General features: G+C 63.5%; 15 protein-coding genes, 1 tRNA gene and 2 pseudogenes. 14 read left to right on the forward strand and 4 right to left on the reverse strand.

The genetic code is table 11. The annotated features are described in order from the left end of the window. Positions 1-21: 21 nt before the first annotated feature. Positions 22-1368, reverse strand: a complete 1347-nt coding sequence (locus tag AWC14_RS07275) for a M20/M25/M40 family metallo-hydrolase (RefSeq protein WP_428838952.1) — start codon at positions 1366-1368, stop codon at positions 22-24. Positions 1369-1453: 85 nt separating this feature from the next. On the opposite strand from AWC14_RS07275, the gene AWC14_RS07280 reads away from it, so the two are divergent. Continuing rightward, a tRNA-Leu gene (locus AWC14_RS07280) sits at positions 1454-1539 on the forward strand. Between the two features lie 453 nt (positions 1540-1992). Here the strand turns inward: AWC14_RS07280 and AWC14_RS29475 are convergent. Both AWC14_RS29475 and AWC14_RS07285 read right to left on the reverse strand, forming a co-directional pair. Then, positions 1993-2364: pseudogene (locus AWC14_RS29475) on the reverse strand (FtsK/SpoIIIE domain-containing protein); the annotation flags it as partial. After that, the gene (locus tag AWC14_RS07285; RefSeq protein WP_052425704.1) at positions 2361-3164 is read right to left on the reverse strand and encodes a manganese catalase family protein; all 804 of its coding nucleotides are present in this window, start codon (positions 3162-3164) and stop codon (positions 2361-2363) included. The gene AWC14_RS07285 and the pseudogene AWC14_RS29475, both read right to left, overlap by 4 nt. A 592-nt stretch (positions 3165-3756) precedes the next feature. Between AWC14_RS07285 and ctaD the strand changes: the two genes are divergently transcribed. The 6 genes from ctaD (at position 3757) to AWC14_RS07315 (ending at position 10720) form a co-directional block, all read left to right on the forward strand. Further along, positions 3757-5493: an aa3-type cytochrome oxidase subunit I gene (ctaD, locus tag AWC14_RS07290; RefSeq protein ID WP_057003115.1), complete on the forward strand. Its 1737-nt coding sequence runs from the start codon at positions 3757-3759 to the stop codon at positions 5491-5493. 73 nt (positions 5494-5566) lie between these two features. Then, entirely contained in the window at positions 5567-6775 is a 1209-nt protein-coding gene (locus AWC14_RS07295; RefSeq protein WP_200885684.1) for a YeeE/YedE thiosulfate transporter family protein, read from the forward strand. A 249-nt stretch (positions 6776-7024) separates the two neighbouring features. Continuing rightward, entirely contained in the window at positions 7025-7330 is a 306-nt protein-coding gene (locus AWC14_RS07300) for a YgaP family membrane protein (protein WP_235216058.1), read from the forward strand. A 6-nt stretch (positions 7331-7336) separates the two neighbouring features. After that, positions 7337-8254, forward strand: coding sequence for a sulfite exporter TauE/SafE family protein (locus tag AWC14_RS07305; protein ID WP_200885685.1), 918 nt, complete (start codon positions 7337-7339; stop codon positions 8252-8254). Positions 8255-8336: 82 nt separating this feature from the next. After that, entirely contained in the window at positions 8337-9695 is a 1359-nt protein-coding gene (locus tag AWC14_RS07310; protein ID WP_085241060.1) for a cytochrome ubiquinol oxidase subunit I, read from the forward strand. Then, positions 9692-10720: a cytochrome d ubiquinol oxidase subunit II gene (locus AWC14_RS07315; protein WP_045385120.1), complete on the forward strand. Its 1029-nt coding sequence runs from the start codon at positions 9692-9694 to the stop codon at positions 10718-10720. The genes AWC14_RS07310 and AWC14_RS07315 overlap by 4 nt, the downstream gene beginning before the upstream one ends. 137 nt (positions 10721-10857) lie before the next feature. Here the strand turns inward: AWC14_RS07315 and AWC14_RS07320 are convergent, their stop codons facing one another. Further along, positions 10858-11442, reverse strand: a complete 585-nt coding sequence (locus tag AWC14_RS07320; protein ID WP_045385122.1) for a protoglobin domain-containing protein — start codon at positions 11440-11442, stop codon at positions 10858-10860. A 363-nt stretch (positions 11443-11805) separates the two neighbouring features. Between AWC14_RS07320 and AWC14_RS07325 the strand changes: the two genes are divergently transcribed. From AWC14_RS07325 to AWC14_RS07350, 7 genes and pseudogenes are all read left to right on the forward strand, one after another. Further along, the gene (locus tag AWC14_RS07325; RefSeq protein ID WP_057003588.1) at positions 11806-12075 is read left to right on the forward strand and encodes a metal-sensitive transcriptional regulator; all 270 of its coding nucleotides are present in this window, start codon (positions 11806-11808) and stop codon (positions 12073-12075) included. A 19-nt stretch (positions 12076-12094) separates the two neighbouring features. Continuing rightward, positions 12095-12493, forward strand: a complete 399-nt coding sequence (locus tag AWC14_RS07330; protein WP_045385125.1) for a DUF302 domain-containing protein — start codon at positions 12095-12097, stop codon at positions 12491-12493. Between the two features lie 279 nt (positions 12494-12772). Continuing rightward, positions 12773-13141: a carboxymuconolactone decarboxylase family protein gene (locus tag AWC14_RS07335; protein ID WP_045385140.1), complete on the forward strand. Its 369-nt coding sequence runs from the start codon at positions 12773-12775 to the stop codon at positions 13139-13141. A gap of 391 nt (positions 13142-13532) precedes the next feature. Beyond that, entirely contained in the window at positions 13533-13790 is a 258-nt protein-coding gene (locus AWC14_RS28030; protein WP_211282293.1) for a hypothetical protein, read from the forward strand. 596 nt (positions 13791-14386) lie between these two features. Next, positions 14387-14845, forward strand: a complete 459-nt coding sequence (locus tag AWC14_RS07340; RefSeq protein WP_052425705.1) for a hypothetical protein — start codon at positions 14387-14389, stop codon at positions 14843-14845. 93 nt (positions 14846-14938) lie between these two features. Further along, positions 14939-15517, forward strand: coding sequence for a carboxymuconolactone decarboxylase family protein (locus AWC14_RS07345; protein WP_337590251.1), 579 nt, complete (start codon positions 14939-14941; stop codon positions 15515-15517). A 120-nt stretch (positions 15518-15637) separates the two neighbouring features. Then, positions 15638-16016 (forward strand): annotated as a pseudogene (locus AWC14_RS07350) (IS982 family transposase); the annotation flags it as partial.

The raw sequence follows: 16016 nt of genomic DNA on the forward strand, positions 1-16016 counted from the left end.
TCAGTCCTCTCGTCTAGTCGGCTAGCAATGTGTCAAAAAGCGCGACATCACGTCGGCGCCGAACCTCAGCGCGTCGACGGGTACCCGTTCGTCGACGCCGTGGAACAGCGCGGAGAAATCCAATTCCGGCGGCAACCGCAACGGCGTGAACCCGAAACAGCGAATCCCTAAGCGCGCAAAGGCTTTTGCATCAGTTCCGCCGGACAGCATATACGGCACGGTGCGGGCGTCGGGATCCACCGCCAGCACTGCGGAATTCATCGCGTCGACCAGGTCCCCGTCGAAACTTGTCTCATACGACGGCAGGCTGGTCACCCATTCGCGGGTGACGTCGGGCCCGATCAGCTCGTCGATCTCGGCCTCGAACGCGGCCTGGCGGCCCGGCAACACCCGGCAGTCCACAATGGCCTCGGCGATCGCCGGCACCACGTTGGCCTTGTAGCCGGCCTTGAGCATCGTGGGGTTGGCCGTGTCGCGCAGCGTGGCCTTCACGATGCGGGCAATCGGCCCCAGTTTCTCGATGGTCCCCTCCAAGTCGGGGGAATCGGCGTCGAAACTGTGCCCGGTCTCCTCACCGATCGCGGTCAAAAACTGCATGACGGTGTCGGTGGGCACCAGCGGAAACCGGTGACGGCCCAACCGGGCGACCGCCTCGGCAAGGGCGGTGACGGCGTTGTGGTCGTGCACCATCGACCCGTGCCCGGCGCGGCCACGGGCCGTCAGCCGCATCCACTGCAGGCCCTTCTCGGCCGTTTCGATCAGGTAGAGCCGCCGCTCCCCGCCGTCGCGGCGCGGCACCGTCAGCGAGAACCCGCCGACCTCGCCGACCGCCTCGGTGACGCCGTCGAACAGGTCAGGGCGATGGTCGACCAGCCAGTGCGAGCCGTACCGGCCGCCGTTCTCCTCGTCGGCAAGGAACGCGAACACCAGGTCGCGGGGCGGGACGATCCCGGCGCGGCGGAACTGCCGGGCGACCACGATCATCATGCCGACCATGTCTTTCATGTCGACGGCGCCGCGGCCCCAGACGTAGCCGTCCTCGACCGCGCCGGAGAACGGATGCACACTCCAATCGGCCGCCTCCGCGGGCACCACGTCGAGATGGCCGTGAATCAGCAACGCGCCGCGCGAGCTGTCGGCGCCGGACAGCCGGGCGAACACATTGCCTCGTCCGGGCGCCCCCGACTCCAGGTATTCGACCTGGTATCCAACATCTTCCAGCTGGGCGGCGATCCACCGGGCGCACTCGGCTTCTCCCTTGGTGGTGTCCAGGTCGCCGGTGTTGCTGGTGTCGAACCGGATCAGCCTGCTGACGACCTCCACCACGTCGTCGGCCGGATCAGGCCGAACGCCGGTTGCAACGGTCACAGTCACCTTTCCTACCATTGAGAGGGGTCGCCGGGTTTGGGTCGGGCCTTCCCTATCCGATAGCCTTGGCTGCCAACTTAGGTCGGTCCGAGTGGCGGAATGGCAGACGCGCTAGCTTGAGGTGCTAGTGCCCTATTACTGGGCGTGGGGGTTCAAGTCCCCCCTCGGACACACGCCTGAGGCGAGCGATGCGAATGCTCGTATTCACACCCGAGCCGATGGAGTGTGTTGAGCGGCGAAGCCGCGATCACACCCGGCGACACGACTCCCGTCGTGCTTCGAGCGCTGAGTCCGTTGTCAGCTAAGGATTTGGTGAGGTATTGCGCGAGTTAGCGAGCTACGCGGCGGCGTGGCAGTACCTGGCCGTAGGATAAATTCCTCTGCACAGCAAGGCCGTCCGCGCTAGTGTGCCGGTTCTCGACGGGTATCGCCAAGACGGTCGAGCGGGATTCAGTCCGCTGGTGGCGCGACCCCACCCGGGTGCGGGATCGCAGTCGTTCGGCCCTAACCAGCCCACCGACCAGCAGCCCACGGCAACACCGGCGCTGACCGCTTAAATTGCCCACCGAGGGTCACGCGATCGAGCGAACTCTTACACCACGTCCGTGGGCTTGGCCCCGATGTGGGCGTGGGACATGCGATCGGTTCGGCCAAGACATCTCCGCGCATGCCGGTGATCTCTAGTTCCCCGGGCGCGGTGGAGGTGAACGTCAGCCGATCGGCACGCCAGGCGGCGGTCGGTACGTCGGCTTGTTTGTGCCAATCAACCAGGGTTCGACCGGTCACCACGCGCAGCTGCAGTACGTTGGTATTCTTGCTGATTTTTACCGACCGTCGCGTCGGCACGAGGGCGCGTTGGCCAAGGCGGGCGGTGAGTCCGTACAGGCTGCACACCGATTTCCCAGCTCCGGCTGTTCTACGGCTGCAGCGCCACCCGGTCAGCCAGCGGTGTCGCACCGGTTCGGTCAACCAGGCTTGAAATGACCCTGGGTCTATAGAACTTCTTGCTCAGATGCGTGTTGGGTAGGTTTGTCGTCGAGGATGAATCTCCACGAACTGTTGGCCTCGGCCAGGTTGAAACCCTCGGCGTTTCCCGCGCCGTTTTTTCCCGACTCGCCGAAATCCCCGGAGTCGGCGATGTAGGCGTGCCCCAGTTTCTCGTTGCCAGGCAAGGTGCCCGGCGGAAAGTTTGGTTCGATCGCGGCAAGCGCAGCCTCGAACATCTTCTGATGCGCGATTTCACGAGTCATCAGAAAGTTCAGAGTGTCTTTCGCGCCGTTATCGTCGGTGAGTTTGATCAGCCGCTCGTAGACCAGTTTCGCGCGCGCTTCCGCGGCGATGTCGGAACGCAGATCGGCTGTGGGCTCGCCGATGGTGTCGATGTAGGCCGCGGTGAACGGGGCACCTTGCGAGTCGGTCAGCCGAGCGCCGCCGCCACCAAGGACGTTGGCGCCGCTACCCAACGCCAGGGCGGCGGAGTCGGGCATTTTGCCGTCCAGCAGCTCGCCGAGGTAGGTGCCTTCGACCTGGTCCACCAGCTCGGAGGGAGAACCCCTGAGCAGCAGCGTCAGGGTTTGGGCAACCATTTCCAGGTGCGAGAGTTCTTCGGTGGCGATGTCGAGCAGCATGCTGCGCCGCCGTCCGTCCGGTTCGTTCCAGCCCTGCAGGAAGTACCGCATCGCCGCGGCGAGCTCGCCGTTGGGGCCGCCGAATTGCTCGAGCAGCAGCTTGGCGAATGCTGGGTCGGGCTGATCGACCCGAACGGTGTACATCATCTTTGTGTTGTGCAGAAACATCGGCACTCCTCAACAACGGGAACCTGCAAAGGGCTTTCCCTTGGGCGTTGGATGGGATACCCGCTATGGGCGATCGCAATCTGTGAACCACGGCGGCCCTTCGCGGCAAGACTCAATCGCATCTCACGGTACGGCGCCGGCGATGTGCCCATGGCCGCTGCTGCATGTGCAGCGGCTTTCCCATTAATCAGCGGTCATCCGCTGGATATCTAGTATCTATGTGGCACAAGGCATTCTGTCAGGCGTTGACGCGGAGCTGGGGACGCAACCCTGTCCGCTCTGGCCGGCTGGCGGCTGCCGAGTGTCGAGTGTGCGGGGGTCTGATTACGCGGCGTGATTTTGCCGATTACCCGGAGGGTCCTCCGCCGGATCCGTCAGATACCGCGCCGTCTCGGAGCCAGCTTGGCGCCCGGCACATGCATTTGGGCAGGAGTGACGGCGACGGGAATGCTTGTTTTTTCGTGCTCCCGAGAGGGTATGCAGGCCCGGTCCCTGCGCTGATGGTTCTGGCGGTCCGCACGGGCCGACAGAGCCTATACCCCCGGTGGTATTCTCCTCTGCGAGGGGCATGCCCGCCGTCCTTGGGAGCGTGATGACCGCGATCAAGCCAGCTGTTGAGGTTCGTCGCCCGTTTCCGGCGCGTCGCCGGCCATTGGGTTCGGTGGTGTATCAGCTGGTCACGACGACCGATCACAAGGTGATCGGCCAGCTGTATCTGGTGACCGCGTTCGCCTTGTTCCTGGCCGCCGGCCTGATGGCGATGCTGATGCGCACCGAGCTGGCCGCCCCCGGCCTGCAGTTTTTGTCCAACGAGCAGTACAACCAGCTGTTCACCATGCACGGCACGATCATGCTGCTGCTCTATGCCACCCCGATGGTCTTCGCGTTCGCGAACTTGGTGTTGCCGCTGCAGATCGGCGCCCCCGACGTCGCGTTCCCACGGCTCAACGCCTTCTCCTATTGGCTGTTTCTGTTCGGCGCGCTGATCGTGATGGCAGGCTTCATCACCCCCGGCGGCGCCGCCGACTTTGGTTGGACCGCCTACACGCCGCTAGCCAGCGCCGTCCACTCGCCGGGTGCCGGGGCCGATCTGTGGATCATGGGGTTGATCGTCTCAGGCCTGGGCACCATCCTGGGCGCGGTCAACATGATCACCACGGTGGTGTGCCTGCGCGCACCGGGCATGACGATGTTCCGCCTGCCGATCTTCACCTGGAACATCCTGGTCACCAGCGTGTTGATTCTGGAGGCGTTCCCAGTGTTGACGGCTGGACTGTTCGGCCAGGCCTATGACCGCCACCTGGGCGCCCACATCTACGACGCGTCCAACGGCGGCCCGATTTTGTGGCAGCACCTGTTCTGGCTCTTCGGGCACCCCGAGGTGTACATCGTGGCCCTGCCGTTCTTCGGCATTGTCACCGAGATCATCCCGGTGTTTTCCCGCAAACCGATCTTCGGCTACACCACGCTGGTCTACGCGACCCTGGCCATCGCCGTGCTCTCGATAGCGGTGTGGGCCCATCACATGTTCGCCACCGGTGCGGTGCTGCTGCCGTTTTTCAGCTTCACCTCCTATCTCATTGCTGTGCCGACGGGCATCAAGTTCTTCAACTGGATCGGCACCATGTGGAAGGGGCAGCTGACCTTCGAGACGCCGATGTTATGGGCCTTCGGCTTTCTGGTGACGTTCCTGCTCGGGGGTCTATCAGGTGTGATCCTGGCCAGCCCACCGCTGGACTTCCATGTCCACGACAGCTATTTCGTGGTCGCGCACTTTCACTACGTGCTGTTCGGCACGATTGTGTTCGCGACCTACGGCGGCATCTATTTCTGGTTTCCCAAGATGACCGGGCGGCTCCTCGACGAGCGGCTAGGCAAGCTGCACTTCTGGTTGACGCTGATCGGTTTTCATACCACGTTTTTGGTGCAGCACTGGCTCGGCAACATGGGCATGCCGCGCCGGTATGCCGATTACCTGCCCACCGACGGCTTTCAGCCGCTCAACGTCGTATCCACGATCGGGTCTTTCATCCTGGGTGTGTCCACCATCGCCTTCGTATGGAATGTGTTCAAAAGTTACCGCTACGGTGAACCCGTCACCGTCGATGACCCGTGGGGTTATGGCAACTCGCTGGAGTGGGCCACCAGCTGCCCACCGCCGCGGCACAACTTCACCGAACTACCCCGAATCCGTTCGGAGCGCCCGGCATTCGAGTTGCATTACCCGCACATGGTGGAGCGCCTGCGCGACGAGGCCTACATCGGCCGCGGCCACGGCGGCCCCGGCGGTGGAGACGTCACCAGAAACGACGAAAACGTCCGCACCTGATGGCGCTATTCCATTCATTGTCTGCCGTGCAAGGGACATTTCTGGGCGTTAGGGAGCCAGGGCAATGATAAGCGTGACTGCTCCGCTGTGGATCGGTCTGGTCTTTGGAATGGCTTTCGGAGGCATCGGCGAAATCTGGGGTATCGGGAACCCGGAGACCCTGATCCGGTTGGCTCGTTGGAAAGACCGGCTGTTGGTCGGCTGCTTGGCCATCGCCTGCGCAATTGGCGCCGTCGCCCTCTACGGCCTGTATGCTCTCGGAATTTCTATGCATTTCTCACCGAAACCAATGTACATCGTCGGTGTGGTGATTGGTGGAATGCTGTTCGGGGTCGGCATGGCTATTTCGGGCTACGTCCCGGGTTCGGAATTGATGGCCCTTGGTGAAGGGCGGCGAGATGCGCTGTATGCCCTTCCCGGCGGTCTCCTCGGTGCGGCAGCCTGGACAATCCTATACCAAACAGTGGTCGGTCATTGGCTATTGCATACCGCTGGTTATGGTGATCTTATCTTGTCCGGGTCGGTTCACCATATTCGTCCAGTGTTCACGTTTCTCATTGCCGCGGTTTACGCGGTTGCGCTTCTTGCCGCAGCGGCTTTTCTTCCGCGTTACTCAGGTGGCAAAAGTTGTTTGGTGCAAGCTGCGCGGCGACAAACTGACGCGCACGATCAGAACTCGATGTCGGACACCGCGGCGTACCTGGCCGAGGGCGGTTTGGCCGAAGATCGACCGGAAAGGCTCCACAGCCTGATGATAACCGACGTGCCCAATAGCAACTTCTACTCACGGACAAAGTTGGCTACGAGCGTTTTCATCGGTGGCCTGGTAGTGGTGGCGATTTTCCTGCACCAGATATTCGGTGAATCGACAACCTATTCGTGGTTCGTCGGCCGTGTCTTCCTCCCGCATCTCGAATATAGCAGCGTGGTGATCAAAAAGATCGGATGGGAGCCGTTTTCCGATATCGGGACATTCCTGGGTGCGCTGATCGCGGCGGTATTTATCAGCCGACATTTCCAGGGCTTCAGACCGGTTATTCCGCCATCGTGGCGCAACAGGTTCGGAACCAGCGCGATGAAACGTGCAATAGGTAGCTTCGGCGGGTTTTTCGTCATGATGTTTGGCGCGCGGATGGCTGATGGATGTACGAGCGGTCATATCCTCAGCGGCGGGGTGCAAATGGCGGCCAGCGCCTGGGTATTTGCGATAGCCGTCGTCATCGGGATGATCACCACGGCTCGTGTCGTCTACGGAAACGCCAGCGAAAAGGTGCCCGGATGAAAACGGGTGAGAAACGGTTGCTCATCACCGCTGTGTGCGGTGCGGTAGCGACCTGTGTCGTCGCGGGATGGTTGACGCACAATTGTGCGTCGACGCCGCTGACCTTGGCTGAAGTGCTCATCACGGCTGCCATCCCGGTGGGTCTGCTGGGCTATGTCACGGTGCACTTCCACGGCCGCCGGGTGATTAACGATGACTCGACCGACCTATCCCTGATGAGCCGGTCGCCAACTGATGAGGAGGGTCACGATGCAGGATCACCAAGACCAGCGTTCCATCGAGCGCGGCGCGTTCGGGATGCCCAAGCCGCAGGGATGGCCGATCGAGCGGATCGTCACGCTGATGGCCGGGGCTGTGGTGCTGATAACCCTGGCCCTGGGACGTGAGCATTCGAGCCGTTGGCGGCTGCTCACCGGATTCGTCGGCGTTAATTTGCTGCTCGACGCGATGGTGGGCTGGTGCCCGATGAGTGTTGTGCTGCATCGTTTGGGAGTTCCTACGGATTCTGAGCGCGCACAGGGCTGTGATGTTGGGGCCCCGGCCCGCGCGAAGTGAGCCGCGGTGAGCACCACACGCTTGGCGGCGGTGAGCATGGGCGGCATCGTCGCCTCGGTTCCGTTGGGCTTGGTGATCGGGCTATCGCTGGGCGCTCTCGGCGGTGGTGGGTCCATCCTGGCAGTGCCGGCCCTGGTCTATGGGGCGGGCGAGGCGGCCCACGCGGCGACGACGACTTCGCTGGTGGCGGTGGGTGCCACGGCGTTGGTCGGGATGGTTGGCCACTTGCGCGAGGGCCGGGTGCGGCTGGTCTCGGGGTTGGTCTTCGGGCTGGTCGGCGTCGGGGGCTCGCTGCTCGGTTCACTGCTCAGCCGTGCGATTCCCAATAGCATTCTGATGCTTGCTTTTTCGGCGCTGATCCTGGCGGCTGCGTGGCGCATGCACGCGCGGCACACCGAGACACCTTGTCACACCAAGCAGTTGGCCACGGTCACCGCCGGTAGCGACCGGGATCAACCAGCGACCCGCATCAACCCCTCGGCGACGGCAGCCGCAGATCGTCCTGATAGGAGACCGACCGGTGAACGTGACGACGGTCAGGAACGGACGAAGGCGGTCACCGCCTGGCGGGTAGTCATCGCCGGCAGCGTGGTGGGCTTCCTCACCGGATTCTTCGGGGTCGGTGGCGGCTTTGTGATCGTACCGGCCTTGGTGTTGGCGCTGGGCTACCAGATGCCCGTCGCGGTCGGGACCTCGCTGGTGGTGATCGCCATCAGCTCGGCCGAAGGGCTGGTGTTTCGCCTTTCCGGCGAAGCGATCGACTGGCAGCTGGCGATCCCGTTCACCCTGGCTGCAATGGTCGGGGTCCTCGTCGGCGACGCGGTCGCCGCCCGGGTGCCGGCGGCCCGGCTCACCACGTTGTTCGTGTGGCTCCTCGTCGCCGTCGCCGGCTACACCGCGGTCCAGTCGTTGCTGCAGATGTGAGCCAGCGGGCTGGACGCGTCGGCTTGGGGGCCGGTGCTTACAGTCGAAGCAAACCGAGATATCTGGAGGGGCGCAGAGCCTAATGTCGTCGACCGGTGTACTGCTCGCCTCGGCGGCCTCACCGCTGGATCTTCTTGCCGCGCGCGAGCAGATGGCGGTCTCGTTGGGCTGGCACATCATCCTGGCCTGCTTGGGCGTCGGGATGCCGGGGTTGACGCTGTTCGTCGAGTGGCGGGGTGTGCGCACCGGTGATGACGCCTATCGGCTGCTGGCGCACCGGTGGGCCAAGGCGATGGGGGTGCTGTTCGCCATCGGCGCGGTGTCGGGCACGATTCTCAGCTTCGAGATGGGTCTGCTGTGGCCGGGCATGATGGCCAGCTACGGGCAGGTCATCGGCCTGCCGTTCGCGATGGAAGGCATCGCGTTTTTCATCGAGGCGATCTTTTTGGGCATCTACCTCTACGCCTGGGACCGGTTGCCAGCGCGCGCTCACCTGGCTTCGGGCATCCCGATCGTCGTCGCGGGCGTGGCCTCGGCATTTTTCGTAGTGAGTGCCAACGCATGGATGAACCAGCCGCGCGGCTTTCATCTCAGCGACGGGCACGTCAGCGCGGTCGACCCGTGGGCCGCGATGTTCAACCCCGCCACCCCGCCGGAGACCATCCACATGATTCTGGCCGCGTTCATGGTGTCCGGATTTCTCATCGCCAGCGTGTACGCGGTGGGGTTGCTGCGCGGCCGTCGCGACCGCTACCACCGGCTCGGGTTCCTGGTCCCGTTCAGCGCCGCCGCGATCGTCACCCCCGTGCAGATCGTTGCAGGTGACTACGCTGCCCGGTTTTTGGCCAGCAATCAGCCGACCAAGCTGGCTGCGATCGAAGGCGTTTATCACACCGGATTGCACGTCCCGCTTACCGTCGCGGGGTTCCCCGCCGACGGCCACCTGCGTTATGGCCTAAAGATCCCGGACGGACTGTCGCTGCTGGTCGGTTTCCGTCCGGAAACCGTCATCACCGGCCTGGACAGCGTTCCCGCCGACGCCCCCCCCCCCCCCGCTGCGGTTCACCTGACGTTCGACCTGATGGTCGGCGTCGGCTTCGCGTTGCTGCTGCTCGGCATTTGGCTGGCGGTGGCCTGGTGGCGACGCCGCGACCTGCCCCGCACCCGGTGGTTCCTGCGCGCTGCAGCGGTCGCCGGGGTGGCCGCGTGTGCGGCGCTGGAGGCCGGTTGGGTCACCACCGAGGTCGGACGCCAACCCTGGATCGTCTGGGGATACCAGAGAACCGCTGACGCGGTGAACCCCGCGCCTGGCCTGGCGACCAGCCTGTTCGTGGTGGCCATGGTTTATGTGGTGTTGACCCTCGGCACGATTGTCGTGCTGCGACGCATGGCCCGCACTAACCGCAAGGCAGCGCCGCAAGAGCCGGCGGTCGCCCGATGAACCTGGCGAACGCCTCGATGGCGGTGCTGTGGGTCGGCCTTACGCTGTATGTTTTGTTCGCCGGCGCGGACTTCGGCGCCGGATTCTGGGATCTGTTCGCCGGGGGAACTGAGCGAGGCCGCGGGCAGCGAGAGCTGATCGAGCATTCCATCGGCCCAGTGTGGGAGGCCAACCACGTGTGGCTCATTTTCGTGCTGGTGCTGCTGTGGACGGGGTTCCCGCCGGTATTCGCCGCCGTCATGTCCACCTTGTACGTCCCGCTGACGCTGGTGGCGCTGGGCATCATCGTGCGTGGCGCGGGATTCGCGTTCCGCAAGGCCAGCGATCAGCTCGGTAGCCAGCGGTTGTTCGGCGCCGCGTTCGCGCTGTCCTCGGTGATCACGCCGTTCTTTCTGGGCACCGTCGCCGGCGGCATTGCTTCTGGCCGTGTCCCGATCGGGTTGGCGCGCGGTGACCTGTTCGGCAGCTGGTGGAACCCGAGCTCGGTGCTGGGCGGCGCGCTCGCCGTCGGCGCGGCCGCCTACCTGGCGGCGGCCTACCTGTGCGCCGATGCCCGCCGCGAAGGCCACCTTGAGCTCGCCGAGGCGTTCCGGTTGCGGGCTCTGGCGACCGGCGTGGTGCTCGGCGTGGTCGCGCTCGGAGGCATCGCCGTGCTGCGCGCCGACGCGCCACGGCTGTTTCATGGCCTGACACACCGGGCGCTTCTGCTGGTCGTCTTCTCAGCAGCGGCGGGGGCGGCATCGCTGGTGCTGCTGCGCCGCCGGCGCTACCTGGCGGTGCGGGCCACCGCAGGGTTGGCGGTGGGAACCTTGTTGTGGGGCTGGGCGGTCGCCCAGTATCCCTACCTGCTGGAACCGAACATCACGATCGACGACGCTGCTGCCAATCCGGCCGTGCTCGCATCGATGTTGATCACGCTCGGCCTCGGTGCGCTGCTGCTCGTTCCCTCGCTGCTCTGGCTGTATCTGATCTTTCAGCGCGAGCGGCCAAGCTCGCTTGGCCGCTCTGCAGTCGCAGGCGGCTGAAACAAATGCGGGAGAAGATTGAGTGCGAAACTTAAGGTCGGCGACCACGTAGATATCTTCCGATGCCTTTTAAGCCCTATTAGATTTGCCTGCCCTTCACGGTATGCCCTCTACGGAATCGGTCGCCTTCGCTGGTCTTACCACAGATCCCCTGCAAACGGTCGGGACCATAGCACCAGCGAGACCGTTACGGCTTTGAACCACGCTTGCTGCATGGCGTCGACTTCGGCGGTGTCACTCTCGTGCGCGGCAAGCAGGTCGCGGATGGTCAGCGTCACCGGCACGATGAGCGCCGTTATATGACGCAGCGGCACATGAGTGCGGGGCGAGTCCACCGCATCGGTCCGATTCTTCTTCGTCGAGTGATGGCGAAGCCCGATCTCCTCCTGATAAGCCAGCCAGCGTTCGTCGAAGTCCCGGGTGCACAAGTCGATGACCCACTGCCCGAACCTGCCTCGCACGGCTGCGAGGTAGTCGCTGTCCGGCTCGCCGTCTGGTCCGACGAAGGCGTCGACCAGGTGTGGTGTGCCGCCGATGAAGTCATAAAAAACGTCTTGGACCTCCGATACGTGCGGCCGCAGAATCTCTCCGGCGCGGCGCAGCGCCGCAGCGTCGGCTTCGGTCCACATGACGTCGGTGAGCAACTGTGCGAGGTCCGCACGTTGCACCGGCGAAGGCGGAAGAGTCTGGTCGTAGGTGTAACCAGCAACGACATTCGACACGATGCGGTCCTTCCTGCGCGTAGCTTCCCATGCCCAGGTATTGCCACATGCAAGCGTCCCAAACCGCGCCCGCCACTCCGGTACAACAGAACTCCGACGCAGGCCGTGTCCGAGCGCACGGCCGCAAGGTTGAGGACTACGCTCTCGAGTCCACCGCCGTGACCGGTTGCGTCGGAACAACTCCGGGTTCGATTACGATCTGCGCCTCGCAGTTTCCGGGATGCGCCCCAAACCGAGGTGTTCGTCGGCAGCGAGGAGCCGGCGGTCGTGCGGGCTCCAGCCGGCCTCGAATCTGGCCCACTGCAGTCGGCATATACCCCCTCGGGTAATATGGACTAACGGAATGAGTCGAGAGGAGCCATCGTGAACGGTGACCAAGACAGCATCGCAGCGGTTTTGAATCGGCTGCGCCGTGCTCAAGGGCAGCTCGCCGGGGTGATCTCGATGATCGAACAGGGCCGTGAATGCAAGGACGTGGTAACCCAACTGGCCGCGGTGTCCCGCGCCCTGGACCGGGCTGGCTTCAAAATCGTCGCGACCGGATTGAAAGAGTGCATCAGCGCCGATTCCTCCGGTGGCACAACAAAAATGAGCGAAGCCGAATTGGAGAAACTCTTTCTCGCGCTCGCCTGAACGGAAGGAAAAGCAACCTATGAACCTTGGATTGTCCACCACCGTGCGCGCCACGTTTGCCGACGCAGTCGCCCGCACCCGCAAGGCGCTTGCCGACCACGACTTTGGCGTGCTCACCGAAATTGACGTGAAAGCGACGCTCAAGGAAAAGCTCGGCCAAGACATGGAGGACTACCTGATCTTGGGCGCGTGCAACCCGCCGCTGGCTCACCGCGCGGTCGAGATAAACCGCCAGATCGGGCTGCTGCTGCCCTGCAACGTCGTGGTGCGCACCGACCCATCCGACTCCGCGTGCATCGTCGTCGAAGCGATGAATCCGCAGGTGCTGGTGGAGGTGACCGGCGAACCTGGGCTTAAGCCGGTTGCCGCGGAGGTCACCGACAAGCTGCAAGCTGCGATTGACTCGCTGAAGGCGTAGCTTCGTCGGGGCTTCTGCACCGCGCATCTGCGGTATGGCCGTCCTCTCGGTGCCCGCGGCGGCCACCGGCTGAAACGTGACTACGCGGCCGCACAACCCCGGCTCGTCCCCTGTCGCCCGGACCGCTTCGACAAGCACGGCCGCCGGGTGCGCGCTTCGGACGTCGGGTCGTCACTTACCTGTTAATCGAGCCGCCAGGATCGAATCAAAGCCACGCTGTCTCGTCAGCTGAACCTCCGGTCCCAAAATACCCCGGCGGGTATTGCTATAGTGGGGATCATGGCTGAGCACACCCACCACGACGTACTCAATTACCTCAACCCCCAACACCGCGCCTTGCGCAAATTGATCCCCGAGGTTTACGAGGGTTTCGCCCAAATGAGCAAAGGCGCGCTGAACCCAGGTGCGTTGGACAGAAAAACGAAGGAACTCATCGCCATCGCCATCGGCGTCGTGGCCGGCTGCGATGGCTGCATCGCCTCACACGCCCAAGGGGCCGTGCGCGCTGGCGCCTGCAAGGAAGAAGCGGCGGAAGCCATCGGTGTCACGTTCCTCATGCACGGCGGTCCGGCGACCATTTACGGTGCCCGTGCATACGACGCCTTTTGTGAGTTCGCCGACGCCGAAGCCGGCACCGCCACAGGGTGACCTGGCTCAGCGCCACGCCGCTCTTCGCTTCAAGATGTACAACGGCGAAAAGACGCAAGCAATGGCAGCAAACAATCGCACCAGCGCTGATTTCCAGATCAACGGTCCTGGACAATTCAATCGTGCGAGGCACTTCTGGGGCCCACGGTGCGGCCGCTGCCATGCGTTCGCGCCGGTCTTCGAACGGTTCGCCCAAAATACCGCCCGCTAAAGCTCAGCAGCCCAACGGCTTTCATCAGGATTGGAGTCAAAATGTGTTACCCCGTACCCTGTCGGAGTTGCGGCAAGCTCACCTGGGCCGGCTGCGGTCAGCACGCGGAGCGGGTCATGAAGTCAGTGCCAGTAAGTCAGCGATGCATCTGCCGCAATAACACGTCAAAATCAGCAATCCGTGCTGGTCACTGGCCCAGTGCTTGACCAAAAAACCCCAACTACATCGATTCAGCGATGTATCCGCACGCAGATAGAGTTGACGACCGAACTTCGTGAAGCATTGGAGCGCAACGGAAATCTGGCAGTCACCGATACTTTAGCTGCTAAGCGCCGCGACAGACTCGCCGAAGCTTCCGCCACGCTGATCAGCGAAGCGGTGGACTTGCCGGGTTGCAAAGATTGCGTACCAATTCCGTTGCTTCACAACGATTTATAGTGCTGCGCACAAGCGGTATCAGCTATATGCCCGTCGTAGAACTACGGCGGTTTGTACACGGCAGATCTTCACGCGCGTCCATTGCGGAGATCTTTGGGCATCCGCCGTCGTTGAAGTCGACGTGGTCGCTGACGGTGAGGGCCCGGTTCGTTGGCATGTATGCGCCGCCGAATGCCTTTGTGCTGCAGGGCAGTTCACGTTCAGGCGCGCTCGGGACTCGGAGTAGGTTCTGCGAGGCCACCAAGCGCAACTGTGCGAGCGGGTCGATGCGCTGGGGGGCTGAGCAGCAGCGGACCTTCCTCGCCATCGACTCCTGCTGAGCGTGGCCTACAACAAGCCAAGCAACATGGCGCCAGCTTGCGGTTGCCCAAAGGTATGGGCGGCGAAGCTGTCCACGGCGGTCCCCGGCGTCCGTCTAACGGTTGAGGGAACAAGCACATTTCCGAATGGAGAAGGTCGTGCGATTTGTCAAATTCATGCGCGGTACGGCCGGACGGTTGCGGGACGGTTGCCGCGCTGGTCTTCGTCGGGCTGCGCTTCGTCGAGGACACCGCCGGGATCGTCGTGCTGGTGGCTGGGCGCGCCGGGAGCAGACCATGAACGAGTCAGACATCGTCGTGTCCGACGACCTCGCACAGGACGAATCGGCCAAGGCGATTACCCGTGGTTTTACCGACATGCTGATCGGCATCGCTCTGCTCGCCGGTGGTCTGGTCGCGATGTGCTTTCCCGTCTATCTCGACGCGTATGATCAGTGGGGTATGCAGGTCAACTGCGGCAACGGCTATCACGGCGAGTTGCTGCAGGCGACGGTCGACGACAGCGGTGGTGTAGACCCCCAATCGGCGGCGACTGGCGCGCCGCGGATTGTCCGGCCCGCCCTGCACTATGTCGACAGTTGCAACAGCGCTCTAGTGCACCGGCGTGCCTGGGCAGTGCCTGTGGCCGGTGCCGGGGCGGTTATTCTCATCCTCGAGCTGCTGGCATGGGCGCGGGGCGGGTCGACGACCGCAACCCTCCCAGTCTTGTTGACTGCCGGAAAGCGGGAGATCTGACGGGAGTTTGGAAATGGCTTTTACCATGAAGCCGATGCGAGTCCGCGGAAACCGGTCGGGAAACCCTACACGCTGCGCGAACTGACCGCCGCGGTGCTGTACTTCGTACCATTGGCACCCCGCGCGGTCTGGGGACTGCACCGAATGGATATGAGGTTGCGTGAGCAGGTTATGGTGACCGTCGCCAGGGCCAACGGCTGCCGGATGTGCAGCTATATCCATCAGGAATGGGCTATCCGAGCAGGTGTTTCCGACGACGAAATCGCCCAACTCGAAGGCACCCATCCCGCAGAGTTCGATCGGGCCAGGTGGAGCGCCGTTGGCTACGCGCGGTCGCTCGCCGAGAATGACTTCAAGCAGGTGCCCGATCAGATATTTGCGGATGCGGCCAGGTACTACTCTCCGGGCGAGCTGCGCAACATCGAGGTAGCTGCGCTGCTGATGACCATGGCCAATCGGTCAGTAAACACCGTGGATGCGCTGTTTTCCCGGCTACGCGGGGTGCCCGTCTCGCAATCACTCACATCCGAAATCGCTATCACCGCAGCACTGGTGGCGGCCTTACCGATTGGCGTGCCGGTGCTCTGCCTCACCCTGCGGAAATCACCGCATCGACTGGTGCGCGACTTCCGCGCGTTCACCGACGGTGAGCCGACGAACAGCACTAGATGAGTAATTCCTAACCGCGGCGGCGGGTGAGTTGCGGCGGGTTGTTGATGCGTACCGCTGTTGGTTGTCTGTGCGGCGTGGCGGCTTGTGACTGATGTGGTTGGAGGGCATCGATGGACGTTTGTGACGACGAACCTCGATGCCCTCCTGACCGAACTGTATGTGACGATCGATGATCATGTCATCGGACCGGACCGACGGCGAGTCGGTCGACCGAAGAGACTCACCGATGCCGAGCTGGTGTGCCTGGCCGTGGCGCAGGTACTGCTCGGTGCTCGCAGCGAACACCATTGGCTGCGTATGTGTTTGGGCCGGCTGCGCCATCTGTTTCCGTATTTGCCCAAGCAGCCGGGCTACCACAAACGGATCAAGGCCGCCGCTCCGTTGATCTGCAAAGCCATGCTGTATCTGGCCGCCCAGTGCCCCTCGTGGGCCGACGACCTGCGACTGGTCGACGGCACGCCGATCCCGTGCGGGGCCTCCCGGGAGACGGTGCGCCGAG

It is taken from the genome of Mycobacterium kyorinense (assembly GCF_002101735.1).
GTDB lineage: Bacteria > Actinomycetota > Actinomycetes > Mycobacteriales > Mycobacteriaceae > Mycobacterium > Mycobacterium kyorinense.

Coding starts and splice junctions, on each gene's coding strand:
- AWC14_RS07285 (WP_052425704.1), bottom strand. CDS start 3,164: ATGTTTCTGCACAACACAAAGATGATGTACACCGTTCGGGTCGATCAG.
- ctaD (WP_057003115.1), top strand. CDS start 3,757: ATGACCGCGATCAAGCCAGCTGTTGAGGTTCGTCGCCCGTTTCCGGCG.
- AWC14_RS07300 (WP_235216058.1), top strand. CDS start 7,025: ATGCAGGATCACCAAGACCAGCGTTCCATCGAGCGCGGCGCGTTCGGG.
- AWC14_RS07310 (WP_085241060.1), top strand. CDS start 8,337: ATGTCGTCGACCGGTGTACTGCTCGCCTCGGCGGCCTCACCGCTGGAT.
- AWC14_RS07315 (WP_045385120.1), top strand. CDS start 9,692: ATGAACCTGGCGAACGCCTCGATGGCGGTGCTGTGGGTCGGCCTTACG.
- AWC14_RS07330 (WP_045385125.1), top strand. CDS start 12,095: ATGAACCTTGGATTGTCCACCACCGTGCGCGCCACGTTTGCCGACGCA.
- AWC14_RS07335 (WP_045385140.1), top strand. CDS start 12,773: ATGGCTGAGCACACCCACCACGACGTACTCAATTACCTCAACCCCCAA.
- AWC14_RS07340 (WP_052425705.1), top strand. CDS start 14,387: ATGAACGAGTCAGACATCGTCGTGTCCGACGACCTCGCACAGGACGAA.